At 52.0% G+C, this 26,973-nt stretch carries 21 protein-coding genes; 7 read left to right on the plus strand and 14 right to left on the minus strand.

Going from position 1 to position 26,973, the window contains the following annotated elements:
* Positions 1-46: 46 nt before the first annotated feature.
* From BLX24_RS11000 to BLX24_RS11010, 3 genes are all read right to left on the minus strand, one after another.
* Entirely contained in the window at positions 47-1,768 is a 1,722-nt protein-coding gene (locus BLX24_RS11000; protein WP_071503165.1) for a GMC oxidoreductase, read from the minus strand.
* A gap of 107 nt (positions 1,769-1,875) precedes the next feature.
* Positions 1,876-2,418: a gluconate 2-dehydrogenase subunit 3 family protein gene (locus BLX24_RS11005; protein WP_229201764.1), complete on the minus strand. Its 543-nt coding sequence runs from the start codon at positions 2,416-2,418 to the stop codon at positions 1,876-1,878.
* Between the two features lie 136 nt (positions 2,419-2,554).
* The gene (locus BLX24_RS11010) at positions 2,555-3,523 is read right to left on the minus strand and encodes a YihY/virulence factor BrkB family protein (protein WP_071503166.1); all 969 of its coding nucleotides are present in this window, start codon (positions 3,521-3,523) and stop codon (positions 2,555-2,557) included.
* Positions 3,524-3,697: 174 nt separating this feature from the next.
* Between BLX24_RS11010 and BLX24_RS11015 the strand changes: the two genes are divergently transcribed.
* Positions 3,698-4,618 carry an RluA family pseudouridine synthase gene (locus tag BLX24_RS11015; protein WP_071503167.1) on the plus strand — a complete coding sequence of 307 codons (921 nt, stop codon included), beginning with the start codon at positions 3,698-3,700 and terminating at the stop codon, positions 4,616-4,618.
* A 49-nt stretch (positions 4,619-4,667) separates the two neighbouring features.
* Here the strand turns inward: BLX24_RS11015 and BLX24_RS11020 are convergent, their stop codons facing one another.
* From BLX24_RS11020 to BLX24_RS31640, 6 genes are all read right to left on the minus strand, one after another.
* Positions 4,668-7,784, minus strand: a complete 3,117-nt coding sequence (locus BLX24_RS11020; RefSeq protein WP_071503168.1) for an efflux RND transporter permease subunit — start codon at positions 7,782-7,784, stop codon at positions 4,668-4,670.
* 114 nt (positions 7,785-7,898) lie between these two features.
* Positions 7,899-8,249: a four helix bundle protein gene (locus BLX24_RS11025; RefSeq protein ID WP_071503169.1), complete on the minus strand. Its 351-nt coding sequence runs from the start codon at positions 8,247-8,249 to the stop codon at positions 7,899-7,901.
* 180 nt (positions 8,250-8,429) lie between these two features.
* Complete coding sequence (locus tag BLX24_RS11030; protein ID WP_071503170.1) at positions 8,430-9,521, minus strand: efflux RND transporter periplasmic adaptor subunit; 1,092 nt, start codon at positions 9,519-9,521, stop codon at positions 8,430-8,432.
* Positions 9,522-9,658: 137 nt separating this feature from the next.
* Positions 9,659-10,870: a DUF4221 family protein gene (locus tag BLX24_RS11035; RefSeq protein ID WP_083421909.1), complete on the minus strand. Its 1,212-nt coding sequence runs from the start codon at positions 10,868-10,870 to the stop codon at positions 9,659-9,661.
* A 165-nt stretch (positions 10,871-11,035) separates the two neighbouring features.
* Positions 11,036-11,281: a hypothetical protein gene (locus BLX24_RS32115; protein WP_143092641.1), complete on the minus strand. Its 246-nt coding sequence runs from the start codon at positions 11,279-11,281 to the stop codon at positions 11,036-11,038.
* An 88-nt stretch (positions 11,282-11,369) separates the two neighbouring features.
* Positions 11,370-11,630 carry a response regulator transcription factor gene (locus tag BLX24_RS31640; RefSeq protein ID WP_083421910.1) on the minus strand — a complete coding sequence of 87 codons (261 nt, stop codon included), beginning with the start codon at positions 11,628-11,630 and terminating at the stop codon, positions 11,370-11,372.
* A 208-nt stretch (positions 11,631-11,838) separates the two neighbouring features.
* Between BLX24_RS31640 and BLX24_RS11040 the strand changes: the two genes are divergently transcribed.
* The 3 genes from BLX24_RS11040 (at position 11,839) to BLX24_RS11050 (ending at position 19,175) form a co-directional block, all read left to right on the plus strand.
* Positions 11,839-14,955 (plus strand): efflux RND transporter permease subunit, encoded by a 3,117-nt coding sequence (locus BLX24_RS11040; RefSeq protein WP_071503172.1) that lies wholly within the window; start codon positions 11,839-11,841, stop codon positions 14,953-14,955.
* A 448-nt stretch (positions 14,956-15,403) separates the two neighbouring features.
* On the plus strand, positions 15,404-18,676 hold the full coding sequence (locus BLX24_RS11045) for an amidohydrolase family protein (protein ID WP_071503173.1): 3,273 nt from the start codon (positions 15,404-15,406) through the stop codon (positions 18,674-18,676).
* An 88-nt stretch (positions 18,677-18,764) separates the two neighbouring features.
* Positions 18,765-19,175, plus strand: coding sequence for a VOC family protein (locus tag BLX24_RS11050; protein WP_071503174.1), 411 nt, complete (start codon positions 18,765-18,767; stop codon positions 19,173-19,175).
* Positions 19,176-19,217: 42 nt separating this feature from the next.
* On the opposite strand, the gene BLX24_RS11055 is transcribed toward BLX24_RS11050, so the two are convergent.
* The 3 genes from BLX24_RS11055 to msrA form a co-directional block, all read right to left on the minus strand.
* The gene (locus tag BLX24_RS11055) at positions 19,218-19,694 is read right to left on the minus strand and encodes an RES family NAD+ phosphorylase (RefSeq protein WP_083421911.1); all 477 of its coding nucleotides are present in this window, start codon (positions 19,692-19,694) and stop codon (positions 19,218-19,220) included.
* 6 nt (positions 19,695-19,700) lie between these two features.
* Positions 19,701-20,519, minus strand: a complete 819-nt coding sequence (locus tag BLX24_RS11060) for a hypothetical protein (RefSeq protein WP_071503176.1) — start codon at positions 20,517-20,519, stop codon at positions 19,701-19,703.
* A gap of 130 nt (positions 20,520-20,649) precedes the next feature.
* The gene (msrA, locus tag BLX24_RS11065; RefSeq protein ID WP_071503177.1) at positions 20,650-21,327 is read right to left on the minus strand and encodes a peptide-methionine (S)-S-oxide reductase MsrA; all 678 of its coding nucleotides are present in this window, start codon (positions 21,325-21,327) and stop codon (positions 20,650-20,652) included.
* A gap of 221 nt (positions 21,328-21,548) precedes the next feature.
* Between msrA and BLX24_RS11070 the strand changes: the two genes are divergently transcribed.
* A complete protein-coding gene (locus BLX24_RS11070; protein ID WP_071503178.1) occupies positions 21,549-21,788 on the plus strand; it encodes a PspC domain-containing protein in 240 nt (79 codons plus the stop codon).
* A gap of 84 nt (positions 21,789-21,872) precedes the next feature.
* Here the strand turns inward: BLX24_RS11070 and BLX24_RS11075 are convergent, their stop codons facing one another.
* Positions 21,873-23,525: a glycoside hydrolase family 32 protein gene (locus BLX24_RS11075; RefSeq protein WP_083421912.1), complete on the minus strand. Its 1,653-nt coding sequence runs from the start codon at positions 23,523-23,525 to the stop codon at positions 21,873-21,875.
* A 153-nt stretch (positions 23,526-23,678) separates the two neighbouring features.
* On the opposite strand from BLX24_RS11075, the gene BLX24_RS11080 reads away from it, so the two are divergent.
* Positions 23,679-25,091 (plus strand): S41 family peptidase, encoded by a 1,413-nt coding sequence (locus tag BLX24_RS11080; RefSeq protein ID WP_177225822.1) that lies wholly within the window; start codon positions 23,679-23,681, stop codon positions 25,089-25,091.
* A gap of 2 nt (positions 25,092-25,093) precedes the next feature.
* Here the strand turns inward: BLX24_RS11080 and BLX24_RS11085 are convergent, their stop codons facing one another.
* The gene (locus BLX24_RS11085) at positions 25,094-25,834 is read right to left on the minus strand and encodes an EcsC family protein (RefSeq protein ID WP_071503179.1); all 741 of its coding nucleotides are present in this window, start codon (positions 25,832-25,834) and stop codon (positions 25,094-25,096) included.
* Positions 25,835-25,940: 106 nt separating this feature from the next.
* On the opposite strand from BLX24_RS11085, the gene mgrA reads away from it, so the two are divergent.
* The gene (gene mgrA / locus BLX24_RS11090) at positions 25,941-26,927 is read left to right on the plus strand and encodes an L-glyceraldehyde 3-phosphate reductase (RefSeq protein WP_071503180.1); all 987 of its coding nucleotides are present in this window, start codon (positions 25,941-25,943) and stop codon (positions 26,925-26,927) included.
* Positions 26,928-26,973 lie beyond the last annotated feature (46 nt).

The raw sequence follows: 26,973 nt of genomic DNA on the forward strand, positions 1-26,973 counted from the left end.
ATGAGCCGGACACGTTCATTGTTCATTACACATTATTCATTTTAGATTAAAGGTTTTTCTTTTTCAGTTCACGAACGGCAAAGTCGGCCGCGCGGGCGGTAAAGGCCATGTAGGTCAGTGACGGATTTTGGGTAGCCGTTGAGGTCATGCAGGCCCCGTCGGTGACAAACACGTTTTTGCAGCCATGCACCTGATTCCACTTATTCAGGATGGACGTTTTCGGATCTTTTCCCATCCGGACGCCGCCCATTTCGTGAATGTCCGAGCCCGGATTTGAATGAGTGTCCACGGCCTGAATATTCGTAAAACCGGCCAGCGTAAACATTTCGGTCAGCTGCGTGATAAAGTCCTCCGTCATTTTATCGTCATTGTCGGTCCAGCCGGCTGACGTCACCAGCAACGGGATGCCGTATTTGTCCTTCTGAGACGGGTCGAGCCGGACATGATTCTGCTCCGTCGGCACGGTTTCGCCCATCATCCAGCCGCTGACATGCCACGGGCCTAAGGCCGGATGCAGCAGGTTTTCTTTCAGCTCAGCCCCGAGGCCTTCGCGGTTGGCGTTGCTCCCCCGGCCGCCGCCGATCCCCACCGCATATCCCCGCTGAAAACGGGACGCCGGACCACTCGTCTCCTGTTTCAGCACATTCCGGAAACGCGGGATATAGCCATTGCTCGGGTTCTTGCCATCGGCTCGCTTGTCCTGAAAACCATCGTACTGCGCCGAGATTTTTCCCCGATAATTATGCCACGCAATGTATTTTCCCAGTAACCCGCTATCGTTCCCCAATCCATTCGGAAAGCGATCCGAAACGGAGTTTAGCAGTATCAGATTGCTGTTAAGCGCGGATCCGTTCACAAAAATAATCCGGGCGTAGAATTCCGTCATTTGCAGGGTATTGGCATCAACGACCCGCACACCAGAGGCTTTACCCAGCTTGTCGTCATAGATAATCGAGTGTACCACCGAATGCGGCCGTAGGGTCAGGTTGCCGGTTTTGGCCGCCCACGGAAGGGTCGACGCGTTGCTGCTGAAATACCCGCCCAGCGGACAGCCCCGGTTGCACAGGCTCCGATGCATACACTGCCCGCGCCCCTGCATCATGTGCGTTTCCGTTGGTTTGGTGATGTGCGCACAACGACCCTGAATCAGCTGCCGGTCTTTATAATGTTTGGCCAGTGTGTTTTTCAGATGGTTCTCCACACAGTTCAGCTCGATGGGTGGCAGAAACTCGCCGTCGGGCAGATGGGGCAGGCCGTCGCGGTTGCCGGAAATGCCGGCAAAGCGCTCGACATGGCTATACCACGGCGCCAGATCGGCGTAGCGCACCGGCCAGTCAACGGCGAACCCGTCGCGGGCGGGGCCTTCGAAGTCGAAATCGCTGAGCCGCTGGGTTTGTCGTGCCCACAACAGTGATTTCCCGCCCACGTGATAGCCACGTGTCCAGGTAAACGGTTTTTCTTCCACAAACGGCTGCTCGTCTGGCTTTATGGCCCAGTGTACGGTTTCCTCGCGCATAAACGACCGGATGTTACCGTACTGTTCGCGGGTCGCCAGCGGCACCGTTCCCCGATGTGGAAACTCCCAAGGATTTTTCATGGCCGTCGGGTAGTCGGTGACGTGCTGCACATCGCGGCCCCGTTCGAGGACCAGCGTTTTGAGGCCCTTTTCGCAAAGTTCCTTGGCCGCCCACCCGCCGCTGATGCCCGACCCGATCACGATCGCATCGTAGGTAGCCGCTTTCCGGGCATCTATATTAACATTTGCCATACACGCATATCATTAGACAATTGCTTTATTATAAAACACATAGACACATAAGTCTAAAAAGAATTCAGTAAAAAACTATGCTTCCTATGTGGCTATGTGGTAAGCTTTTATTTCCGTTCGGAGACAGTTTTGGATTCGACGGGGACGCAGCCGTAGTAATGACCGGGCGCCATGACGTAATGCAGGTGGTTAGTCATGACATATTCGGATGTCGTGTACCCCTGAATGGTCAGCGATTTCAGTGTCGCAAAAAAGTCTTTTTCCGCCGCCTTCGGACTTACCTGAAACTGCATCAGCACCGACAGCCGCTGCGGAATATCGCACTGCCGGTACGCTTTCCCATACTGCTGCTGAATCATGGTTTCAATGCCCGACAGGCCGGCTCGGAAGACTTCCTGCGCCGGTTTTTCGTAACAATCGGCCAGCATCCGCTCCACAAACACATGCACATCCAGCGCCCGGGCACCCGGCGTGTCGGTGGGCGGAATAATTGTATCGACCACCAGGGCAAGCAGGTCATTTTCCGGGGCCGATAACCAGCCTGTCTGTTGCTGAACCGCCTGTGCCGTCCAGCACGAAGTCCAGGCCGGTAAGGTAGCCAGCCCACCCGCCAGTGTTGCCAGCCGTTTTAACGCAACGCGCCTTTCCATAGCATAATAAACCAGTTATTATCCTATAAGAAAGGCGCGTTGTAGCTTTACCCATTCCGGTACCTCATTGGCCGAAACGGATTGTATTTTGCTAAAGTTGTACCAGCCGGAAACCCTGAAAAGACATTTTACCGGTCTACTTTGTTTCAGACGTTACCTTCTGCGCTTCAAGCACATGCTCCTGAGGGGGAAGCACCTTAACATCCCGTTCTTTTTCGGTTTGCTCGACGTAAACGGCATAGTCGGCCGGTTCGATGCGGATGCCGTACAGGTTGGCGTAGGCCTGTGTAAATTCAGCGCCGAAATACAGAATGGCCGCGGTATAGTAAATCCAGACCAGAATCACGATCAATGAACCAGCAGCCCCATAGGTCGAGCCGGTGCTGGTAGTTTCGATGTATAGCCCGATCAGGTAACGACCAAGCATAAACAGCAGAGCGGTAAAAACGGCACCCCACCGAACGTCTTTCCAGGCAATTTTAGCATCGGGCAGCACTTTGAAGATCACCCCGAACAACACCGTAATCACTCCCGAGCTGACCAGAAAATTAATCCCGCTGACCAGCCAGACACCACCGCCCGGAATATACCGGCTCAGCCGGTCGCTCAGGGCCAGAATAACCCCGTTGATGACCAGTGACACCAGCAACAAAAAGCCCAGACTCACTACCAGCGAAGAAGACAACAACCTGTCTTTCAGTATCTTTACCCAACCCCGTTTAGGTTTTGGCTTTACCCGCCAGATCAGGTTAATCGAATCCTGAATCTCAATGAAGATACTCGTCGCACCGATGATCAGCGTCACAATGCCCGACACCAGGGCGATGTTTGTTTTGCCTGACAGTTCCACACTCTTGAGCATGTCCTGAATCTGTTTGGCCCCCTCGGTACCGACAAACCCCTGAATCTGCCCGAACACCTGCCCGCGGGTCGCTTCTTCGCCATAGACCAGGCTCAGGAGCGAAATAATCAGCACCAGCAGCGGTGCCAGCGAAAAAACGGTATAATAGGCCAGTGCCGCACTCAGTTTCAGGCACCGGTCATCCATAAATCCGTTGAAGGATGCCAGCAACAGCGTCCAGGCATCTTTGAAAAAACGTTTCATAGTCTTAGCGATTCATAACGATGATGGATGGGGCCTAGACCCACAGTAGTCTAACCAATTAGGGGATGGGTTGTTATGGATTTGCAGTACCGGATACGGATAGTCTCGGAAAATTTAGCGAATTTTAGCCTACTTAATGGTTAACCGGCAGCCCGCCGGACGACCCTCGAACGCATGCAAGACGAACAAAAACCAAAACAAAGCCAACCGGGTAAGCGTGATTCCGCGCCGAAGGAAACCCGCCTGATTGTGACAGAAGACACCGAACTGATGGTGTTTTTGTTGGCTAAACTTCCGCATAAAAACCGCAACAATATCAAATCAATCCTGCGCGACCGGCAGGTCTGGATCAACGATCAGGCCGTTACGCAGTTCAACCATCCGCTTAAGGCAAATCAGGAAGTAGTGGTGCGCTGGACCAAACTCGGGCCGGAACGCAAGTACCCCGGTCTGACGATCATCTTCGAAGATGAACACCTGATTATCATCAATAAAAACGAAGGCATCCTGTCGATGGCCACCAACAAAGGCTCCGAGCGGACGGCCTACAGCATTCTGTACGACCACGTTAAACGCGACAACCCGTCGAACAAAATCTTCATCATCCACCGGCTCGACCGCGAAACATCGGGGCTGATGATGTTTGCCAAAAGTGAGCGGGTGCAGAAACTGGTGCAGGAAACGTGGGGGCCAACCACCAAAGAACGGATTTATCTGGCCGCGATTGAGGGCAAACTCGACCCGCCGAACGGCACGCACATCTCCTACCTGCACGAAAGCAAGGCCCTGATTGTTTACTCGCACAAAAACCCGGAACACGGGCAGGAGGCCATCACGCACTACGAAACCGTGAAGTCGAACAGCAGTTATTCGCTGCTGAAGGTTACGCTGGAAACCGGCCGGAAAAACCAGATCCGTGTACACATGCAGGACCTGGGCCACCCGATTGTCGGTGACCGGAAATACGGCGCGTCGGCCGACCCGATCGGCCGGCTTGGGCTGCATGCCTGGTCACTGTCGTTTGTACACCCGATCACCGGTCAGCGCCTCCGCTTCGAAACCCCGGTTCCGCGTCGGTTTATGGCCTTGTTTTAACGAACACAAACCGTAGAGACAAGGCATCCCTTGTCTCTACGGAACAGGTTTATTGCCCATGCCGCCGTTCCAGAAACCAATACAGCAACGGAATGACAGTCCACGAAATCAGGACCCCCACACACATGCCGCCAATTACCGACAGCGCCAGCGGCCGTTGTAGCTCCGCCCCCAACCCGCCGCTGAACAGGACCGGCAAGAGCCCCAGAACCGTTGTCAGAAACGTCATCATCTGCGATTTCAGTCGGCGTAGTCCTGCCAGCCGGATCGCTTCCATAAGCCCGTGTGCGGCCCGGCCTTTGTTCATGGTGTCAATTTTCAGAATCGAATCGTTATCCAGCAAGCCGATTAACACCACCATGCCGATAGCCGACATCACATTCAGGCTGTCGTCGGCCAGATACAGCGCCCAGACAGCACCGGCAAGGCCCAGCATAATAGTCAGCATCACAATCAACGGCTGTTGCAACGACTCGAACTGAGCCGTCAGGATGCAGAACAACAGCGCAATGGCAATGCAGACAATCCAGCCCAACTCTGTCAGATACTGCCGGTCGCGTACATACCGGCCCGACCACACCATCAGCACATTTGGTTCGTCCGGCAGTTTCAGGGTGGGAAGCGCATCAAAATCTATCGGAACAAATACGCCCTCCTTATCGGCAAACAGGGTTTTGTAATCAACGGTCGGCGTAATGTCAATCAGTTGCCGCAACGGTACCGGCTGCTTCTGCCGGTTGTTGACAAATGCAGTTTGCCAGTCGACCGGACCGCTCCCCGACAGCACCAGGGGTAATTGCCGCTGATCGTACAATAGTGTGGTTACCTGGTTATTGTTAAACGCCGTTTTAAGCGCCTGAATAACAACTTCATCGTCTACATCATAGAGCAATAACCGGTCGGGCAGCAGCCGGACTGTCAGCCGTTGCCGGTATCCTACACCCCGCCCCTGCCCCATTGTCCGGCGAATCCGTTCGGCATCATCTGCCGGAATGGCTTCGGCACTCCGCGTATTATACAGCTTCAGCCGGGCAGCCGGTTCATTGGTCGTAAACAACTGCTCAAACACGTTTGCCGCCGGTTTGATCCGGCAAACGGCGTCCGGATAGAGTCGGCGCATGGTCTGCGCAATCTCATGGTTCAAGGTTTCATAGGCTTGCACGGATGGCAGCTGAATACTCAGCAGGGTTTCGTTTTCAGTTTGTTGTAATCCCATCCGGTTAATAACAAACTGCTGCTGACCGATAAACGCGCTGACATAGTCCGGACGTGTTTTCAGCAAACCGAGCAACGTGGTGACCCGGCGCTGATTTTCGGCCACCGTCAGCGGCTCGTTCCAGTCGATAGCTACCTCCGATTCGGTGCGGCTGACGGCAGGCATCCCCTGCTTCCCGATTTGCCCGCTCATCCAGACGGCACCCGCCAGCAAAAGGACCATGCAAGCCAGTAAACTGCCCTTGAAGCGAAAAGCGGCCCTGAACAGAAAATTATACGCCGCCGCCAGCCACCGCATGACCCGTGTTTCCTGCGAAAACGACAACTGCCGGGCCTCTTCGTCCGGCACCGCTATGCCCTGCCGCTCAGGATGCGCCCGCCGGTTCCGGTACATCAGGTAATACAACACCGGCACCAGCGTATACGAGCAGAGCAGCGACACGCCAAGAGCCAGCGAAACCGATACGGCCTGATCGAAAAACAGCGCACCGGCCAGGCCGCTCAACAGCAGCAACGGCAGAAATACGGCGGAGTTGGTCAGCACTGATGTAAACAGCGGCCGGATTACCTCCTCCGTCCCTGTTACGCAGGCCTCTTCGATGGATGCACCCGCCTCCCGCGACTCTTCAATTGTTTCAATGATGATGATCGCACTGTCGATAATCTCCCCGACGCCCAGCACCAGCCCTGCCAGCGACACAATGTTGATACTCAACCCCAATCCATAAAACCCCAGAAACGTCACGGCCAGCGACACGGGCAAGACCAGGCCAATGAGCAGTGGCAATCGGCGGTCGCGCAGAAAGAAAAAGACCATGACGAAGGTCAGCAGGGCACCGGTCAGGAGGTTGCTGACGAGATTGGAAATAGACAAGTCCAGCAACTCCGTCTGATCTTGACTAAGCGCAAACGACATATCCGGGTAATCGGTCTGGAACTGCCGGAGCAGCTTGTCGAGTTCCCGCCGCAGGTGCAGCAACTGCGCATCGCTTTGTTTGATAATGGCCATGCCAACCGTACGCTGCCCGTTAAAGACATAGACGCCTTTTTGCGGCTGCTCCCGGATCGATACGGTGGCCACATCGCGCAGGGCCAGTAACCGGCGCGGAGCGGCGGTCTGCGCGTTGCCCGATTGCTGCACGTTGTCGGCAAAATAACTAACGCGCGGATCGGTCAGGGCCGCGTTTGAACCGCCCGCTGTTCCGCCAACCGGAATGTACAGATTTTCGATGTCCTGCCGGGTTTGCAGTACCGACCCGAAACGCACGCTGTACTGATACGGTCCTTCGCGGACGGTGAAATTGCCGGGTTGCAGATTGGCCTGTTTCAACAGATCGGCCAGTTGCCGGTCGGTCAGCCCCAGCGCGGCCAGTTTGCCGGGGTCGGCCTGTACCACGGCTTCGGGTTGAGCCAGACCGGTCGCGTCTACCAGCGCCACGTCCGTAAGCTGCTCAATCCGTCGTTTCAGAACGTTTTCGCAGAAATCGCTGAGCGCCGGAAAATCCTGCGGCTTACCGGCTTTGGGCCAGACATTCAGCGTAAAAACGGGCAGATCGCCCGCCCCCGCCCGAATCACCTTCGGCCGTTCGAGGTCGCGGGGTAACCGGCTGAGCAGGGCATCAATTTTTTCGTTGGTCTCCAGATAAGCCAGCCGGATGTTGGTGCCGTAATCAAACCGCAGGGTGATGGTCGCCTGCCCGTCCTGAACCGCCGACTGTATATCGTCGAGGTGATTGACCTGGAGCAACTGATTGCGCAACGGCAATTCAATGCTTCGCTGTAGCTCCCGCGCCGAGGCCGCCGGATAGCTCACCTGAACGGTAATTTCGGGAATCGGGATGTCGGGCAGCAGCGATACCGGCAACTGACGCAAGGCCAGTATGCCCAGCACAACCAGTACCAGCGTTACGGTACAAACAGCAATCGGGCGGTGCAGCAGATAGCGGGTCAAGGAATTTACGATTGATTTACGAGGTACGAGGTACGATTGATTTACGAGGTACGATTTACGAAGTACGATTGATTTATGACTGATTGTTTCAGGTGCGTACGCTGACGCTTTCGTTTATTTCTTTTTGGACGAAATGCTGATTTTGGTAAAAATGGCCGTCAGTTCATTCGCTTCCCGGGCAAGTGGCTTTACCAGTTCAGGTTTAGTCAGTTTTATTTCGTCCAGGATTTCCAGCCAATACAACGATTCATCAGCCTCTTCTTCGACCGTATCAATCTTAGCAATAAAATCGGCTTTTGATTTAGCCCGGCAAGCGGCCCGGTAATTGGCACCTACAGACGTAGCACATCGTATAAGCTGTCGGCCAACTGCCCACCCCGCCTTCGTATCAGGCAAGCCCTCAACCAGCGCAATCACCTGTATACCAAACGCTTTCGTCCTCCTTTTCAACTCATCCGAAGTCATAACCAATCAAATAAATAAAAACCAAATAAATGATTTTTATATCATAAATCCTGAATTTCCATCACAAATGTTACATCGTAAATCGTACATCACAAATCGTACATCGTAAATTGTACATCATAATTCGTAAATCGTACATCATACATCCCAAATCGTAAATCGTACATCGTAAATCGTAAATCATTTCACCTTCGCGTCGTGGGCCAGGTTCAGGTTGCCCGATATGATTACCTGATCACCGGCTTTCAGGCCCTCGCTGACGGCTACCTCTGTATCGTTTTCATACGCGATGGTCACATAGTTCCATTTGGCGAGGCGCTGCCCCCCCTCCTCAGCCAGCGTAAACACCACCTTCCGGCCCGACCGCTCCACCACCGCCGTTTTGGGTATAATGAGTTGACCGGGCACCCGCCGTTCCACCCGTACCCGCACGTTCATGCCCTCAAACAGCTGCCGGTCGGCCTGACGAATACCGGCACGGACCAGCACCAGCCCCTGCCCGTTGACGAATGGATTGATTTCGGTCACTTGCCCCTGATACGAGCGTTCAGGCCGTGCCACCGGCACAACCGTAACCGGTTGCCCTTCGCGGATAGCCCGTAATTCCGATTCCAGCACCGAAAACTCGGCCTGCAAACCGGCCGTGCTCAGCAGCGTGCAGAAGACCTCATAGGCCGTTATGAAGTTGTAGGGTTGTGCCGACAGGTTGGCAATCGTGCCCGCATACGGGGCGCGTAAGTCGGTGTAGCCGAGATTCTGCCGCGCCAGCGCAAGAGCGGTGTGGGCGCGGTAATAGCCGCTTTTGGTCAGCACAAAGGCACGGGCATTGGGTTTCAGACTGTTGGTATCCAGGTCATGCCCGCCATATTCGGCAATCAGGCCCCGCAGTTGCGCCACCGACTCCCGCACCTGATCTTCGGCCTGACGAACGGCTAATTGCTGATCCTGTTTATCGAGTTGAGCCAGCAACTGCCCCGCTTGTACGGTCATACCGTTACGCACGAAAATACGGCTGATTGTGCCGCCGCTGCGGAAATGCAGTTTCGATTGAGCGGCGCTCCGGATCAGTCCCGTTGCTGCCGAAGCCAGCAGAAACGTACCGGTCCGCACCGGCTGCGCCTGCACAACCGGCAGACTTTCGGCATCCGGTTTGTTCAGCGCCGTGCTATCGGCTTCGGTTGATGCGGTAGAGGCCGCAAACTGACAGGAAACACAGAAAAATATTGATACGCATATAACTACAGATGTGAATTTTAATAATAAATAACGCATAAGTCATACTTAATATTTCAATTTGTATATACGTCCTAATATAGGGACTTAAAATTACAATATATAAATTATATACAAAGAATCAGCAGTGCCTATTAAGCACTGCTGACAAAACAAAGGTTGTATATTATAATAATCTATTGTTTATTTATTCTTGGTTTATATTTAAGTAAAACAAATGGAAGACTATCATCAGATGTCGTCATTTTTTTTAAATATATACCTTCACTATTCACAAAGGCAACTCCGGAAAAGTATTTCTTAGGGATTTTTATCTCACCTAATATTTTATAATTTTTACTTAAAACTATTATCGACGTTTCAAAAGATTTCAACTTAGTATTACGAATATCGCCCTCTACATTCATAGGGTGATTAACCAATCGGTAATATATCTCTTTAAATTTATCATAATAGATTCCTCCATAATAAAAATTATTAACAGCATGTTTAAATCTATCTTCAGGATTATTCACAGGCGCAGACATAGGCTTTACCTCATCAAAATACATGCTATTTGCCATAATTGCTTTGATATTTGACCCATTAATATCCATTTCATAAATATTATTATCTGCTGGAAAACTTACAATTGCTTTATTTTTACGAGGGTTATAGGTCCTGTATCGCCAATCATATTGTGTTGGATAAAATAAATTATTTTTGTAAATATCTGGAAATGGCAATGAATAAGTTATATTTTTTGTTTTTTTGTCATAAATTAATATATTTTTTGCATGTTTATAATATTCTTCATAATTCATATGGTTTAAATTTGGATCACACAACAAGGTAATTAATTTCCCATCATCAATAATATCGCCACTTTTTGCATTTCCAGCTGTAGGCAAAGCAGTGTAACCGTATTTTGATGGAGGGCGACTTAATTGTTTCTCGTCAAATGGTGTTTCAGAAGGAAGTAGTCTATATTTATCAATTACTGTCCCTTTTGAGTTTATTAAACTTAATCGGTAAAGATATCTTGACAATATATAAATACTATCGGGAGATTTAACAAAGAAATCATTTGGATGACCTACACCATCTGGACCTTCTTCAATTAAATTTATCTTATTTAATATTGCTTTAGTAATCCAATCGTACACAATTATCTTTTTAGAACTAGAGCTTAATAAGTAAAAGAATTTATTATTGTTTTTCTCATAGAATTGATACTCCAAATTACTTTTGGATGTCTCATTATCCAATGGAATATTCTCAATTTTACCTTCCTCAAAAGTAAACAATTCCCTATCTACTGTTTTTCTATTTGAGCATCCCAGAAAAACTAAAAGACCAAGTAATATAAAAACATGCATTATAAAAAGTATATTTCGCAGGGGCATCATATAAAATAAAATATTAACTCTACAAAAAACAAATCATTTATAAATGAGATATTGACAATATTCGTTATTAATTATTAAGAAGCACAAAAAGCAACTAATTTCAAAAAAAATAATACATAAAAATGATTAGGTGATTTAAATTAACCACCTAATCATTTCTCGTTCTTAGCTACAAGTTTCTACCTTAGATAAACAGTTACCGGTCCCCGTACACTTTCCTCCTTTGTTTGGTTCCTCAGGTGAACCACATCCATCACACACACAGTAATCAAACAAATAATAAGATGCTTCGCCTGGAGTCGTCGTTTGTGCGAAAGCACCAGTATTAAACTTATAACTAGCAAAAGGTGCTGAACCACTCAATGCTGCTATTGAAGCAAATACAATTAATTTACCTAATTTAGTTTTCATATTTTAAACATAATTAAGAGATAAAAATTTATCATTTCAAATATATGATCTTAATTAAGGTGATTATATTAGCTAAATAACCCATTTTTCACCCTCTTATCTCCTTTTTCAAAAATTTTTCAAGCTCCTCTTTAACTTCCAGTGCCAATAAGACTAATGCATGATAGCCTTGCTCAGTCAGGTTAAATTTTTCGCGCAGATTTTCACGATGCCGCTGTACGGTTTTCGGGCTGATAAACAGTTTATCGGCAGTTTCAGTAATGGTTAATCCTTTTGCACAATATAACAAGGTTTCAGCCTCGCGTTCGGTAAGTGGTAAATTTCTGATCTGGAGCGTTCTCCTGCACATGGTGTTGCTTAACGATTAGATGTGTTTTGTTAAACTTACCGCAACGTTACAAAAAAAAAAAACATCTTTGCAAGTAAACAACAAAATAAATCCCCATTACTTCATACATAAAATCACATGACAGTAATGGTATATTTTGTTATTCATAATAAATAAAACAAGGTTGAATTTCTTATGAATAACACCATTATCACATTACACCATTTTTATGCGTTACCAACTCATCATTTTATTCTCGGTACTGAGCCTGATTGGCCTGGCGCTGTTGCCCAAACTACCGGTGCAGCTCGCGCCGTCGGATCGGGGGCAGGGGTTAACCGTCAGCTATTACTGGTCCGGGGCGTCGCCCCTCACGCTGGAGCGTCAGGTTACGGCCCGGCTCGAAGGCGTTCTCAGCACCCTCAGCGGCGTAGAGAAAATCGCGTCGGTGTCGGGCTACAAAAGCGGCTACATCACCCTTACGTTTGATAAACAAACCAATCCGGATGATGCCCGGCTGGAGGTAGCGGCGTTGCTGCGGCAGGTCTACCGGCAGCTCCCGCCGGATTGCAGCTATCCCGAAATTTCGGTCAACGCACCCGATGATGAGGCCGGTAGCCAAAAGCCGTTGTTTGTCTTACAGCTTAGCGGCCCCGTTGCACCGGCAGCCCTGCAACGCTTTGCCGATGAGCAGCTTAAGCCCCGGTTAGCCACCACAACGGGAGTAGCAACCATCCGGGCGTTCGGGGGCGCACAGGAAGAGTGGCTGCTCACCTACGATGCCAATCAGCTCAACAGCCTGCACCTGACCGAAGCCGACCTGCGGCAGGCATTGCAGCAGCATTTCCGGCGGGAGTCGCTGGGCGTTTGGCAGAACGGCAACGGGCAACATATCCGCGTCGCGTTAAACCCTGTTTCGGCCAATCCGTTTCACATTCCCGTCGCGAACCGCAACGGCCGGCTTATCTACCTGACTGATCTGGTGGCGGTTAGCAAACAGGAACCGCAGGCGACACAGTTCTACCGCATCAACGGGCAGGATGCCATCAATGTCGTGGTCACGGCCGCTAAAGGGGCTAATCAGCTACAGGTAGCGGCCCGTTTGCGGCAGCAAATCAACGCTTTCCGGCTACCGGCGGGCTACCGGCTATCGGTCGAGTATGACGCCACGGAGTTTATCCGCGAAAACCTGCAAAAGACCGGCATACAGTCGGCAGTGGCCGTGCTGATTCTGCTCCTGTTTGTGGGCCTCAGCACGCTCAGCTGGCGCTATGTCGGCATCATTGTCATCAGTTCGGTGGTCACGCTGCTGTTGTCGGTCATCGTCTTTGCGCTGCTTGGCACCGAGATTCACCTCTACTCGCTCGCGGCGTTAACTACCTCGCTGGGTATCCTGATGGACAACGTTATTGTGATGATCGACCACTACCGCAAACACGGTGACCGGCAGGTGTTTACTGCTTTGCTGGGGGCCACGCTGACTACCTGCGCGGGCCTGATTGTGGTCTGGTTTCTGCCCGAAGAAAACCGGCAGGCCCTCAGCGACTTTGCCGTTGTGATGGCCGTAACCCTATTTGTATCCCTGTTGGTGGCGGTCGGTTTTGTACCGGCCCTGATCCGGCATGTCCCTCAACCGCAGCCGGTTACGCCTGACTTGTCTGTACCCGTTGCTCATACCGTCAGTCGTTTCGGGAGTTGGTATGCCCGTTTTCTGACCGTGCTGCTGCGTTACCGCAAAACAGCGGCCTTACCGGCGGTTCTGCTGTTCGGGCTTCCTTTTTTCTGGCTTCCCAACCGGCTCGAAACCGACCACCCGATGGCCCCCTATTATAACGCCACACTGGGCAGTGACTGGTATCTCGACACGGTTCAGCCGATATTGAACAAATGGCTGGGTGGCACGCTGCGCCTTTTTGTGAACTATGTTTACGAAGGATCATACTACAGCACTCCCGAACGGACCACCTTATACGTCATTGCCGAATTGCCCAACCAAAGCACATCGGAGCAGATGGACGCTGTATTCCGGCGGCTGGAACAGGAAATGGGACGCTATGGCGAAATTGATAAATACATTACGCAGGTGAGCAGCGGGCAGGAAGGTTACATGGTGGTTTATTTTAAACGACCGTTTGAGGATGGGTTATTTCCCTATCAGCTGAAAAACCGGGCCATTATGCTCTCGACCGACATGAGCGGCATCGACTGGAACATTTATGGTGTCGGGCAGGGCTTCAGTCAGCAGTTAAACGAAGAAGAGGTGCCGTCGTTCAATGTCGAGCTGTTTGGCTATAATTACCAGCAACTGGATGAGCAGGCAAACCGGCTCAAAGGGATGCTCGAAAAACATCCCCGCATTCAGGAGGTAAACACCAACCGGAGCCCCAGCCTGTACCAGCGCAAACGACTCTATGAGTTTGTGCTACAGACAGCCCCACAGCAACTGGCCCTGCGCGATTTGCCGGCCAATCAGCTTTATACCCGGCTTGCCGACCTCAACGCCCGTCCCCAACCCGACGATTATCAGTTTATCGGGGATACCTATACGCCGGTTACGATTGCCCCGGCCCAATACCGCACGACCGACATCTGGCAACTGACCCACCAACCGCTGAATGCAGGCAACCGCCCGTTTCTCCTGAGCGATGCCGGTACGCTGGACCGGCAAAAGGTCGTCCCCGATATTCAGAAAGAAGCGCAGCAGTATAAACGGCTGATTAGTTTTGAGTATTTCGGCAGCTATCACTTCGGCGAAAAATACCTGAACGAAACCTTGACGGCCTTCCGGCAGCAACTCCCGATGGGTTATTCGGTCAAACCCATTGACCGGTTCTGGTTCGGCACCGACAGCCGCAGACCGTACGAACTGATTGGCCTGGTAGTGGTGCTGATTTACCTCGTCTGTGTGGTTATTTTTGAAAGCCTGTGGCAACCCCTTGCCTTAATCGGTCTGATTCCGCTTTCGTACACCGGCGTCTTTCTGGCTTTTTACTGGACCGACAGCAATTTCGATCAGGGTGGCTATGCGGCCTTTGTGCTGCTGGCGGGTAATGTCGTATGTGCCGGTATTTTCATCATCGCCGAAATGAACCGGCTACGCCGGACAGCGCCACAGGCAAGCGGTCTTTCGCTCTACATCAACGCATTTCACCACAAAATCAGGCCCATTCTGCTGACCGTTCTGTCGACGGTTGTTGGCATGATTCCGTTTCTGCTCTACGAAAAAGAACCGTTCTGGTATGCGCTCGGCATCGGCACCATCGGCGGATTGCTCATGTCGTTACCCACCATTGTCATTTATCTGCCCCTGATGATTTACGAATTACGAGGAACGAATTACGATTGATGTACGATTTACGAGGGACGAATTACGATTGATGTACGATGTACGAGGGACGAATTACGATTGACTTACGATTGACGAGGGACGAATTACGATTGAGGTACGAAGTACGATTGACTTACGAATTACGAGGTACGAATTACGATTGATGTACGATTGACATTTACGTTGAGATTGCAGTAAGTCGGTAGGGGTTTTATCTCTACTTTTTTAACCCCAAACTTCAGTTTGGGGGCTCTGGCAAGCCTCTTGAACCGGCCTGGCTTTGCTATGGGTATTGCCCTAAAGCAGCACATTCGTGCGTCGATTTCATAGACGGCCGCAAAGCATGGAATTTTACTACACAGGCACATAGCCAAATAAAGATTTTTCCCCTTACACGTCCTGCGCTGCATGGCTTTGTGGGTTATACTGCATCGGAAATCATGATTTGTAACTTATCTTTAGGTGCATGAACAAACTTTGTACTGTACTGCTCACCGGCAGCCTGCTGGCGGCGGGCTCTGTAATGGCCCAGAAAAAGGAAACCTGGGACGTAACCAAACCCCACGGCCCGTCCAGAGACGTGTCGTTCACGACCAGTGAAGGCACCTGGATGAACCTCGACATCAGCCCCGACGGCAAAGAAATTGTCTTCGATATGCTGGGCGATCTGTATACGCTGCCCATCACCGGCGGCGAGGCTAAACTGCTGTCGGGCGGTCTGGCCCTTGAGGTGCAGCCGCGCTACAGCCCCGACGGCAAACGCATTTCGTTTACCAGCGACCGGGGCGGCGGGGATAACATCTGGACCATCAACCGCGACGGATCGGGGCTCCGGCAAATTACCAACGAAGATTTCCGGCTGCTGAACAATGCGGTCTGGACACCCGACGGCCAGTACATTATTGCCCGGAAACACTTCACGGCGTCCCGCTCGCTGGGTGCCGGTGAGATGTGGATGTACCACAGCAGCGGCGTCTCTTCAGGCATTCAGCTGACGAAGCGCAAAAACGATCAGCAGGATGCGGGTGAGCCCTGTGTGTCGCCCGACGGCCGGTATGTCTATTACAGTGAAGATGTGAGTCCCGGACCGATTTTTCAGTACAACAAGGACCCGAACGGACAGATTTATGCCATTCGCCGGTTCGACCGGCAAACCGGCGAGACCAAAAATATCGTGACCGGTCCGGGCGGGGCAGTCCGGCCGCAGATTTCGCCCGATGGCCGGCAGCTGGCGTTTGTCCGGCGGGTGCGGACCAAATCGGTCCTGTTTATCCATGACCTGAAAACCGGCGAGGAGTTTCCGGTCTTCGATCAGCTGAACAAGGATCAGCAGGAGGCATGGGCCATCATGGGGCTGTATACCAACTACAACTGGACACCCGACGGCAAAGACATCATCATCTGGGCCAAAGGCAAGTTTTTCCGCGTGAACGTGGCGACCACCAAAGCCACCGAAATTCCGTTTACGGTCAATGCCAAACTGACCGTTCAGGACGCTGTCCGGTTCCCGCAGACGGTGTTTTCGCCGACCTTCGAGTCGAAAATGATCCGGCACACACGCACCTCGCCCGACGAAAAATTCATTGTTTTTCACGCGGCCGGTTTCCTCTACCGCAAAACGCTGCCCAACGGCAAACCCGAACGCCTCACGTCCGATACCGGCGTTTTTGAGTACGAACCTACGTTCAGCCCCGACGGCAAATTCATTCTGTACACAACCTGGAGCGATTCGCTGACGGGCAGCATCCGGAAGTATACGCTTGCTACGCGCAAAATTGAGGTCCTGACCAAAGAAAAGGGCTTTTACCACGCACCGGCCATTTCGCCGGACGGGACACAGCTGGTCTACCGCAAAAGCAGCGGTAACAATTTCATGGGCTATGCCTACGGCAAAGAGCCGGGGCTGTACCTGATGCCAATCAGCGGAGGCACACCCCGCCTGCTGCGCGAAGGCGGTGATGACCCGATGTTCAACAAGGCCGGTGACCGGATTTTCTTCGTGGAAGGCGGTGCTGCCAACGCCCTCAAAAGCGTCAGTCTGAACAACACCGACGAGCAAACGCATTTTACGTCGCAGTACGCCACCAAATTTGTCCCGAGCCCCGACGGCCGCTGGATTGCCTTTCAGGAGTTGTTTCAGCTCTACATTGCGCCGTTCCCGGCAGCCGGAAAAGGCATTGATCTGTCGGGTGGCACGCGGTCGTTTCCGGTCTACAAGGTGACCCGCGACGCCGGCGATTACCTGCATTGGTCGACCGACAGCCAGAAACTACACTGGACCATCGGGCCGGAGTATTTTACCCGCAGCGTGCAGCAGAGCTTTGCCTTTGTGGAAGGCGCTCCCGACAAACTCCCGCCCATCGACTCGACCGGCATCCAGATTGGCCTGACCCTGACGGCCGATGTCCCGAAAGGTATTGTCGCCTTTAAAAACGGGACGATCCTGACCATGAAGGACGACGCGCAGGGGCAGCCGCTGGTTATCGAAAACGGAACGGTTGTGGTGCAGGACAACAAGATTCTGTCCGTCGGTCCGGCGTCGCAGGTGACGATTCCGGCGGGGGCCAGAGAAATCGACGCGACCGGCAAAACCATCATGCCCGGCCTGATCGACTCACACGCCCACATCGGCACCGGCAACGATAAGTCGCCGCAGCAGCAGTGGTCGTATTTTGCTAACCTTGCCTACGGGGTCACGACCGTGCACGACCCGTCGTCGAATACCGAAATGGTGTTTAGTCAGTCGGAAATGGTAAAGGCCGGCCGGATGGTTGGCCCGCGCATCTACTCAACCGGTACGATCCTCTACGGGGCCGACGGCGATTTTAAAGCCATTATCAACAGCCTCGACGACGCCAAATCGCACCTCCGCCGGTTGAAAGCTGTGGGGGCATTCTCGGTAAAAAGCTATAACCAGCCACGCCGGAACCAGCGTCAGCAGGTGATTCAGGCGGCCCGCGACCTGCAAATGATGGTGGTGCCGGAAGGTGGTTCGTTCTTCAACCACAACATGACGATGATCATGGACGGCCACACGACCGTGGAGCACAACATCCCCGTTGATCCGGTCTATAAGGATGTGGTGCAGCTCTGGAGCAACAGCAAAACCGGCTACACCCCTACCCTGATCGTTAGTTTCGGCAGCGTCTCGGGTGAATATTACTGGTATCAGAAAACCAACGTCTGGGAGCAGGAGCGGTTGCTGCGGTTTACGCCGCGCGCGGTCATCGACAGCCGGTCGCGCCGCCGTCAGATGCTGCCCGACGACGATTTCGGCCACATCGGCAACTCGCAGACGGCCAAGAAACTGGCCGATGCGGGTGTGAGTGTTCATCTGGGTGCCCACGGTCAGTTGCAGGGCCTCGGCGCCCACTGGGAACTGTGGATGCTTGGTCAGGGCGGAATCTCAAACATGCAGGCGCTGAAGCAGGCCACTATCGGTCCGGCCCGTAACCTGGGACTTGACAAGGAAGTTGGTTCGATTGAAGCGGGGAAACTGGCCGACATTCTGATCCTCGACAAGAGTCCGCTACAGGACCTGCGCAACAGCGAAACGATCCGGTATGTGATGGCCAACGGACACTTGTACGATGCCGCCACGATGAACGAAACCGGCATGGTCAGCCGTCCGCGGGCGAAGTTCTTCTGGGAAACCAACCGCTACAACGACGCCTTCGAATGGCACGCCGAAACCCGCAGCTTCGGCAATGTCCACTGCATTTGCCAGGGACAACATTAATTTTTTGTTGGTTTTGTTCGCTGAGTGGCGGCACCACTCAGCGAACAAAACCAACCCGGAACAACTCAGCAACTCAGCATAAAAAACTATGAGCATAGCCATCAACCGTCTCCAGCACATCGGTCTGCCTGTTACCGACCTTGCCATTTCTGAAGCCTTCTATCAGCGGCTGGATTTTGAACCCGTTATGCGGTCAACGTTCATGCACGAAGGCGCCGAAGGCAAGGTGTCAATGATGAAGCGCGGCGAGATGATCATGGAACTCTACCAGATGCCCGAGCCGGAACTGAGCCGCGTCCGGCAGCGCACCGACGGCCGCATCGACCATATTGCGTTTGATGTCGATGACGTTGACGAGACCTTTGCCCAACTGAAACAGGAAGGCTTCGATGTCATTGAAGAGGCGCCGGTATTTCTTAATTTCTGGCAGAAAGGCTGCAAGTACTGCTACATCCTCGGCCCCGACGGCGAGCGGCTGGAGTTCTGTCAGATTTTGTAACACGGAATGCTATTCCGTGCTACCTTTTTTACTATGCCCCGACTAAATGGCAAATCGGGTATACAATCGGGTATCTAACGGGAAAGGGAAATTTGACGCAATAGTCAGCTTTTTAAATGCTGAATGATTAGGATTCAATAAACAGTTATATTCAAAATCGACTAAAGCAGAAGGCACCTTAAAACCCATATATTTCGGGTTTTCTTCCTGATACCATATGCTTAATAGTGTATTCGTTTTCGTATAATTACTCTTCCAGTCTGAGCTCAGGTAATGAACCGGAAACATAGCAATTAGCGGGTCATCTACCTCAAAGCGGACGAGATTGTAGGCCGGAGCGCCTGCTTTTGGATCAAATGTTAGATGAGCAAGTACTTCCAGTATAGCTAATGACGCTGATGTAGCCGTATACAATACGCCATATTGGTCTGTATTCCACCTACCCGGTGATTTGATAGATCCAACCGGGTTAAACGGATCGCTACTATAAGCTGTTTTTACTAAGCGAAATAACTCCATTATTAATTAATACCCGATTGAATACTCGATCCGGCTAAGTAATTGCTCGACGAGTATTATTCCGAAATAATTATCCAGGACATGAATCGGTGCATATACCTGTTCAACCACAGGCTGATTATCAGCTTCATTACTTCTTGCCCAGAATGTATTAATCGCTTCTTTATCAGGGGATTCAGCTAATTCTTTAAGAGAAAGCACTTTGGGTGCTTTTGATTTATGTCTGCTTTCACTATCGACGATTTGTACCTGTGGATTTGGCCTTCTTAACCATGAAATCAGACTTTTCTGATTACCGTCAAATACGCTTAGCCCAAACAAGATTAATCGTTTGAGCATCAATAAATGAGCTTGCTGAAATACAGTAAGAGGCTTATCAGACTGATTATATAAATGACGCTCAGAAACACCAAGAATGAATGCCATCTCTTTTTTAGTGAATCCGACAAGGTCAGCAACTTCATTTATATCTTCACGGCTACTGCCTTGCTTTGATTTCCAGATCAGCTCTGCTAACTCCGGGGCCATAATCTGATCCATAAACCTATGGCTCTGATCACTAGCTGTACCTTCCATGCGGGCTTGAACACTCGGCATCAGTAATTCTGCAAATCGCGCTAAGGTGTTATTCACATCTACTTTATTCTGATCAGAAAGCTCATAAAGATGGTTTAGTGCCTGCGAAAAATTATCCCACCTCACACTATCAAAACTACTTCCGTTCTGAATTGACTCAGACAGAAAATATATCTTCTGCCCTAAATTACTTTCCGCCGTTCTGAGAATATCTATAAAGCTATCCTTAGTTATTGCTGCATTTTCCATAGCGATACCACATCAAAATTATGCAACTGTTCATACACGCAACTGCAAATTTGCACAATTTGTTCCCTGGCATTCAAACAAACCTAGTTGTGAAACCCGGGAACAATCTGTACAACATAAGCCTCCATGCCTACAAGTTAATCAATCCGTCCTTTAAATGGCCGGCCATTTTTTTTCTGAACTTCTCCACCTTCGGTACCGAGATTTTCTGGATGTAATATTCATCGGGATGCTGTTTCAGGTAATTCTGATGGTATTTTTCGGCCGGATAAAACGCCTTGAACGGCACCACTTCCGTTACGATCGGCCCCGTATGGTGGCCGGATGCGTTTTCGCGTTTGATCACGGCATCAATCGTTGCCTTTTCGGCGGCGTTGCGGTAAAAGACAATCGAACGATAATCGCGCCCGATGTCAGGCCCCTGCCGGTTTTTGGTGGTCGGATCATGGCCGGTAAAAAAGCCCTCCAGCAGTTTTTCAAAGGAAATTACCTTTGGGTCATAGTACACCTGTACCGTTTCGGCGTGGCCGGTCTGATCGGTCCCCACCTGCTCATAGGTCGGGAATTCAACATCACCGCCGGCATAGCCCGCCACCGTGGTGCGGACACCTTTCACTTCATTAAACTCCTCCTGAATTGCCCAGAAGCAACCGCCCCCGAACGTGGCCACCGCTTCGCCGGGGCGCGCTTTGGGCAGCTGGGCGAGCGCGGTGTCTTTGATTTGATTGGAGGAGTCGGCGGTCTGACAGCCTGTTCCGCCCATCAGCCACAAGGCGGCTATACTCCATACCATAATGATTTGTTTCATGCCTGATTGCTGAAGTTTGTTTGTCTGTCTTATAAACACCGGAAAACCGGAAATGATTTATGCAATCCGGCCCGTTTTTCGACCACTCGCCTAATCCGGATACCATTCATATAAACTTTCTTCCACTACTTGGCATTGCCTAGTACCTTTGAATCAACAACAGCAACAAATGCTAAGAACAAGAAAGAAAAATTAATCTGAACGTTAAACAACATACAGTCATGGAACCTAAAAAATTGCAACGGATCACGTCAGAAAAAGTCATTGGTGGTGTAGCCGCCGGTTTAGCCGATTATTTCGGTATCGACAAGGTGATCGTTCGGGTATTGTTTGTCCTGGGCGTCTTCGCTCCGATTCCGTTCCCGTTCATTCTGAGCTATATCGTTCTGTGGATTGCGATGCCAAAGGCTCCCCTTTTCCTCCAGTCCCCAACGCATGATCAGCCTTATTCGGTAGGCTAATTTGCCGGATAACCTATAAAACAAGGCAACGCTCTCCGGAACGCTGCCTCTTGTTTTTTAGTACCAATCTGAAAATACTCCTGCTCACTTCCAGATTGATTTTGCCGTATAGAACGTCAGGTCTTTGACCTCGATCCGGTTACCCCAAAACACCAGCCCTTCCTTACTGGCCGGATTCGGTTTCCGTTCCAGTGAATAGGAGAAGCTGCCGCCATTGACGAACACTTCCACCGAGGTACGGTCAACGTAAATATCCGCTGTGATCTCCATACTCGTCATGTCTTCGGGCGAGTAGAACGCCCCGTTCAGCAGGTTGTGGTTCAGGTCGTAATCGAGGATTTTCTGCCCGAACAGCGAAAGACCGGCACTCGTGGCATGCGACAGTTTCAGGGTAGTCTGCAACCGGAACTGATCCAGCGACCCGACCGATTTCAGTTGCTCATTTGCCTCCGTTGCGCTCAGCGCCGTCCATTGACCGGTCGGCGCAAACAGTTGTTCGACTTCTTTGACCGGCACACTTACCAGGCGCGAGCCGTTTTTAGTAGTCCGGAGCTGGAGTTCGGTCGGCAACAGCATCATGCCGTTGAAAGGCATGCCTGGCTGCTGTACCCGTCCCCAGCCGATCTGAATGCGGCGGGGATCACTGCCGGGCATGTTCGTAAAAGTCTGTGCGGCATAGATGGTGCCGTTTGTATAGGCATGTTTGCCAGACTCGGGAGTGAACTTCTTTCCGTCAAAGCTCCCGATCATGTAGGTGGCCGACGCGCCGTACATCACCCATTTTTTCTTTCCGTTGTCGCCGTCAACCGGCAGTTCAAACAAATCCGGGCATTCCCAGAAACCGGTTGTGTGGCTCTCGTACTGCCACTGTTTCAGGTTTTTCGAGGTATAAATGGAATGGCCGTCGCGTTCATTCAGCACCATGACCCAATGCTTGCCGGGCGCATACCAGAACACGCGGGGATCCCGGGTGTCCTTGCTGTTCCATTTCGCCTTTGAGTCGATCACGGGGTTCTGCGCGTACTTTGTCCACGTCCGGCCTTTGTCCAGACTATAGGCAAGGCACTGTACTTCCTTTTCCGGATTGTCGACGGTAAACAGCGCGATCATCGCCGGTACGTTCCCCTGGTTGAAGCCGGCGGTGTTGTCATAATCAATCACCGTTGACCCCGAGAACATCGTTCCCATCCGGTCGGGCAGCAGCGCGGTTTGCAGCTCCTGCCAGTGAATCATGTCTTTGCTCACGGCATGCCCCCACGACATGTTCTCCCATTCGCGTTCAAAGGGGTTGTGCTGGTAAAACAGGTGGTATTCGCCGTCGTAGAAGATCATGCCGTTGGGGTCGTTGATCCAGCCACGGCGGGTGGTAAAGTGGTACTGCGGCCGGTTTTTCTCGTGGTAAAGGGAGTCCTGGCCGGCAAAGCGGTCGTCCTGATAAATTGTTTCGAGGCCATCGGCTTTGCCGTCGTAACGGATGGTGATGGTTTTGCCCATCGCACCGGCCATGTCGCAGAACACCCAGTAGTCGGGCTTACCGGCAGCCAGCCGGATTTTAAACGACCGCTCCCCGCCGGGCATGGTCAGTTGCATCGTGCCTCGGTCCTGCGCCTGCGCGACCGGCAGATTCAGGTATCGTTTGGTAATGGTCAGTGTCCGGGTCTGGGCCAGCAGCGGTTGTGCTACGCCTGACAGCAGACAGGTTAAGGCCAGCAGGCGAAGGGTTCGGGGTGTTTTCATATCAGGCAGGGATTTAAGGCCAGGGGATAAATTCCATCGCAAAATAAGCATTGGCGAGGGATGATTCTCTTTTTGCCAGTAGCGGAATTTATTAGGTTTACAAAAAAAGCCGCAAGCAGGCATTCCACTAAATTTACTTGCATACATATCCCTATGAAATCACTCTTCCTGACTCCCCTTTGCGTCTGCCTTTTCCTGTTACAGACCGCCTCCGGCCAAACTGCCCGGCAAGCGAACCTGAGCGATGCCGAAAAAATCATGGGGCTATCCACCTTCTGGGCAGAAGCCAGTCAGAACTTTGCCTATTTCGACAAAGCCAACATCAACTGGGACAGCACCTATAAAGCCTATATCCCGAAGGTACTGGCCACTAAGAATACCTGGGAGTATTATCGGGTGCTGGAGCGGTTCTGTGCGCTGCTGAAAGACGGCCATACAAACATCAATGCCCCCTGGTCACTATATGGCTACTCAACCTATGTCCCGTTCCGGTTTACCTACATTGACCAGAAACCATACGTAACACGGGTATTAAAAGGATTATCGGATTCGGTGCCGGTAGGCTCCGAACTGCTCACGGTCAACGGCATTCCGGTGCAAACCTACCTCCGCGATGAGGTATTGCCCTACATTTCCTCCTCGGCGCCCCACGAACGCATGAATACGGCCATGTTCCGGATCTGGGGTGCAACCGCCGACACAATTACCGTCTATCCGCTGACGTTCCGTACGCCGGCGGGTAAGGAGATCAGCTTTCAGTCGCGGCTGTTTTCGCAGCGCGAACGGGACGGTTCAACATGGCTGCTGGGTAACGGCCGGGACGTTCCTAAAACTAAGCTATCCCGGTTAACCATACTGCCCAACGGTGTAGCTCATGTTGAACTGAACAGCTTCGGGGAAGAAAAAATCATAGGCGAATTTAAGGCTATGCTCCCCCAACTGCGGGCCGCGAAAGCCATAATTCTGGACGTACGGGAGAATGGCGGCGGCAGCACGTCCATCGGCGCGGAGATCATGAAATACTTCACCGCCCAGAAAACGTTTACCGGTTCGGCATGGCGCACCCGCGAAACACGCTCATCCTACAAGGCATGGGGAAAATTTCTGCTGGAAGAACCCTTCGACTCAATAAAGTATAAAAATGATAGCTGGTATCGCCGGTCGTACCAGACCGTAACGGGAACAAGCTGGTATATTGCCGACCCGAACGAGTTTACCAATGACCTGACCGAACCCCGGCTCACGATGCCGGTTGTTATTCTGGCGGGTAACAATACCGCCTCCGCCGCCGAAGACTTTCTGATCATTGCCCGTCAGCTGAAAGACCGGAAAATCCCCGTTATCGGGCAACCTTCCTTCGGCAGCACCGGCCAGCCGCTTATGTTTCCGATGCCGGGCGGTGGCTCAGCCCGCATCTGTACCAAGCGCGACACCTATGCCGACGGCACCGACTTCGTGGGTATCGGCGTTAAGCCTGATATTGAAGTAAACCCGACACTTACCGATCTGATGGCCGGCCGTGATGCTGCGCTGGATAAAGCAGTTCAATGGGTGACAAAAAAATAAGGTTACCGGTACAACGGAGCATCACTCCGTTGTACAATCCGCATCCGGTAGGCATTCATGGCCGTTACGCCCAGTTTGTCCAGCAGCCGGTAGTTGACCACCAGCCCGACGGCAGCCCCGATACCGGGAATGAGCTGTGCCATTTTGGCCAGATCAATGTAATCGCGGTACTCCTCCTGAAAGGTCTGCCAGTCGAACTGATGAATGTCGTCGGGCAGCGACCGGCTATAGGTATCCCACTGCTGCATACGCCGGAACACCTCCAGCCGGTGGTCGGGGCTCGAAAAGGCCAGCTGAAAAATGTGCATGATGTAAAGCCGTTCGCGGTAGTCGTTGCCGGAAAACCCGTACAGCGCGGCTATTTCAAACAGGAGCTTTACCTTCAGCGTCAGCAGCAACGGAAAATCGGCCAGTCCGAGTAAAATACCACCCGCACCGGTGATCCCCCCTTCGGCCGCACCGGTTGTTTTGTAAAACTCAATCCGCGTTTTTACCACCGCCTCCCGCTCCTGCAGCGAGGTGCCGACCGTTGGCTGACGGGTCAGCTTATCAGCCCCAAACAGGACCACCCGCGTCATCTGTTTAATTACGGTCGTAATCACCGTCCTGACTTTTTGGGGAATAAACCGGTTCATCCGCCGCTGAAGACCTTTGGCGAGCCGGTCGAAAGTGGTCGGTGGTTTCTGCATCTGCTGTTGCCAGCGCTGCAATTCATTGAGTACTTGCTGTTCGTAAGGTGCCATACGTTTGGGTAACAATTGACCGGTCGCAGTAGTTTTCGGATTGTGTATCTTCGCCCTGATATTGCTGCTCACTCAATTACTAAACCACTAAATCACTCAATAAACAATGAGTCAATACACGCCCGTTCCGGAGCGCTATCAGCAGATGCGTTACCGGCGCAGTGGCCGCAGCGGCCTTAAATTACCGGAAATTTCGTTAGGGCTCTGGCATAATTTCGGGGATGTCGACCGGTACGAAAACAGCCGCGCGGTCCTGCGGCTGGCCTTTGACCGCGGCATTACCCACTTCGACCTTGCCAACAACTATGGCCCGCCGCCAGGCTCGGCCGAAGAAACGTTCGGGCGCATGATGCAGACCGATTTCCGGCCGTTCCGTGACGAAATGGTCATTTCGACCAAAGCCGGTTACCTGATGTGGGACGGCCCCTACGGCGAATGGGGGTCGCGCAAATACCTGATCTCCAGCCTCGACCAAAGCCTGAAACGGTTAAAGCTCGACTATGTCGATATTTTCTATTCGCATCGTCCCGACCCGGAAACGCCCATTGAAGAAACGATGATGGCGCTGGATCAGGTGGTTCGTCAGGGGAAAGCGCTGTATGCCGGTATTTCCAATTACCCGCCCAACGAAGCGGCCGAAGCCATCCGGATTCTGCGCGACCTCGGCACACCCTGCCTGATTCACCAGCCGCGCTACTCGATGCTGGACCGCTGGGTAGAAGACGGGCTGCTGGATTTGCTGGAACAGCAAGGCGTTGGCTGTATTCCCTTTTCGCCGCTGGCGCAGGGCCTGCTCACCAACCGCTACCTCGACGGTGTACCGGCCGACTCACGCGCCGCGCGTACGACCGGCTCCCTGCCTACCCGCCTCACCGACGAAACGCTGGCTAAGGTACGGGCGCTGAACGGCATTGCGCAGGAGCGCGGGCAGTCACTGGCCCAAATGGCACTGGCCTGGCTCCTGAAAGACCCGCGCATCACTTCGGTGCTGATCGGAGCCAGCCGCCCCGAACAACTCGCCGATTCGTTACAGGCCCTGGACAACATCCAATTTACCGATGACGAATTAACCCGCATCGAATCAATCCTGTAGGGGTCAGCCCATGTGCAGACCCAACTGAAAAGCCCGTGTGCTGACC

The sequence above is a fragment of the Arsenicibacter rosenii genome, assembly GCF_001870735.1.
Classification (GTDB): Bacteria; Bacteroidota; Bacteroidia; order Cytophagales; family Spirosomataceae; genus Arsenicibacter; species Arsenicibacter rosenii.

What these genes read in the sequence shown, in the direction of transcription:
- BLX24_RS11085 (WP_071503179.1), bottom strand. Translation starts at nt 25,834, where the DNA reads ATGGCACCTTACGAACAGCAAGTACTCAATGAATTGCAGCGCTGGCAA.
- BLX24_RS11055 (WP_083421911.1), bottom strand. Translation starts at nt 19,694, where the DNA reads ATGGAGTTATTTCGCTTAGTAAAAACAGCTTATAGTAGCGATCCGTTT.
- BLX24_RS11025 (WP_071503169.1), bottom strand. Translation starts at nt 8,249, where the DNA reads ATGACTTCGGATGAGTTGAAAAGGAGGACGAAAGCGTTTGGTATACAG.
- BLX24_RS11060 (WP_071503176.1), bottom strand. Translation starts at nt 20,519, where the DNA reads ATGGAAAATGCAGCAATAACTAAGGATAGCTTTATAGATATTCTCAGA.
- BLX24_RS11015 (WP_071503167.1), top strand. Translation starts at nt 3,698, where the DNA reads ATGCAAGACGAACAAAAACCAAAACAAAGCCAACCGGGTAAGCGTGAT.
- BLX24_RS11035 (WP_083421909.1), bottom strand. Translation starts at nt 10,870, where the DNA reads ATGATGCCCCTGCGAAATATACTTTTTATAATGCATGTTTTTATATTA.
- BLX24_RS32115 (WP_143092641.1), bottom strand. Translation starts at nt 11,281, where the DNA reads ATGAAAACTAAATTAGGTAAATTAATTGTATTTGCTTCAATAGCAGCA.
- BLX24_RS31640 (WP_083421910.1), bottom strand. Translation starts at nt 11,630, where the DNA reads ATGTGCAGGAGAACGCTCCAGATCAGAAATTTACCACTTACCGAACGC.
- BLX24_RS11040 (WP_071503172.1), top strand. Translation starts at nt 11,839, where the DNA reads ATGCGTTACCAACTCATCATTTTATTCTCGGTACTGAGCCTGATTGGC.
- BLX24_RS11000 (WP_071503165.1), bottom strand. Translation starts at nt 1,768, where the DNA reads ATGGCAAATGTTAATATAGATGCCCGGAAAGCGGCTACCTACGATGCG.
- msrA (WP_071503177.1), bottom strand. Translation starts at nt 21,327, where the DNA reads ATGAAACAAATCATTATGGTATGGAGTATAGCCGCCTTGTGGCTGATG.
- BLX24_RS11030 (WP_071503170.1), bottom strand. Translation starts at nt 9,521, where the DNA reads ATGCGTTATTTATTATTAAAATTCACATCTGTAGTTATATGCGTATCA.
- BLX24_RS11050 (WP_071503174.1), top strand. Translation starts at nt 18,765, where the DNA reads ATGAGCATAGCCATCAACCGTCTCCAGCACATCGGTCTGCCTGTTACC.
- BLX24_RS11010 (WP_071503166.1), bottom strand. Translation starts at nt 3,523, where the DNA reads ATGAAACGTTTTTTCAAAGATGCCTGGACGCTGTTGCTGGCATCCTTC.
- mgrA (WP_071503180.1), top strand. Translation starts at nt 25,941, where the DNA reads ATGAGTCAATACACGCCCGTTCCGGAGCGCTATCAGCAGATGCGTTAC.
- BLX24_RS11080 (WP_177225822.1), top strand. Translation starts at nt 23,679, where the DNA reads ATGAAATCACTCTTCCTGACTCCCCTTTGCGTCTGCCTTTTCCTGTTA.
- BLX24_RS11075 (WP_083421912.1), bottom strand. Translation starts at nt 23,525, where the DNA reads ATGAAAACACCCCGAACCCTTCGCCTGCTGGCCTTAACCTGTCTGCTG.
- BLX24_RS11045 (WP_071503173.1), top strand. Translation starts at nt 15,404, where the DNA reads ATGAACAAACTTTGTACTGTACTGCTCACCGGCAGCCTGCTGGCGGCG.
- BLX24_RS11070 (WP_071503178.1), top strand. Translation starts at nt 21,549, where the DNA reads ATGGAACCTAAAAAATTGCAACGGATCACGTCAGAAAAAGTCATTGGT.
- BLX24_RS11005 (WP_229201764.1), bottom strand. Translation starts at nt 2,418, where the DNA reads ATGGAAAGGCGCGTTGCGTTAAAACGGCTGGCAACACTGGCGGGTGGG.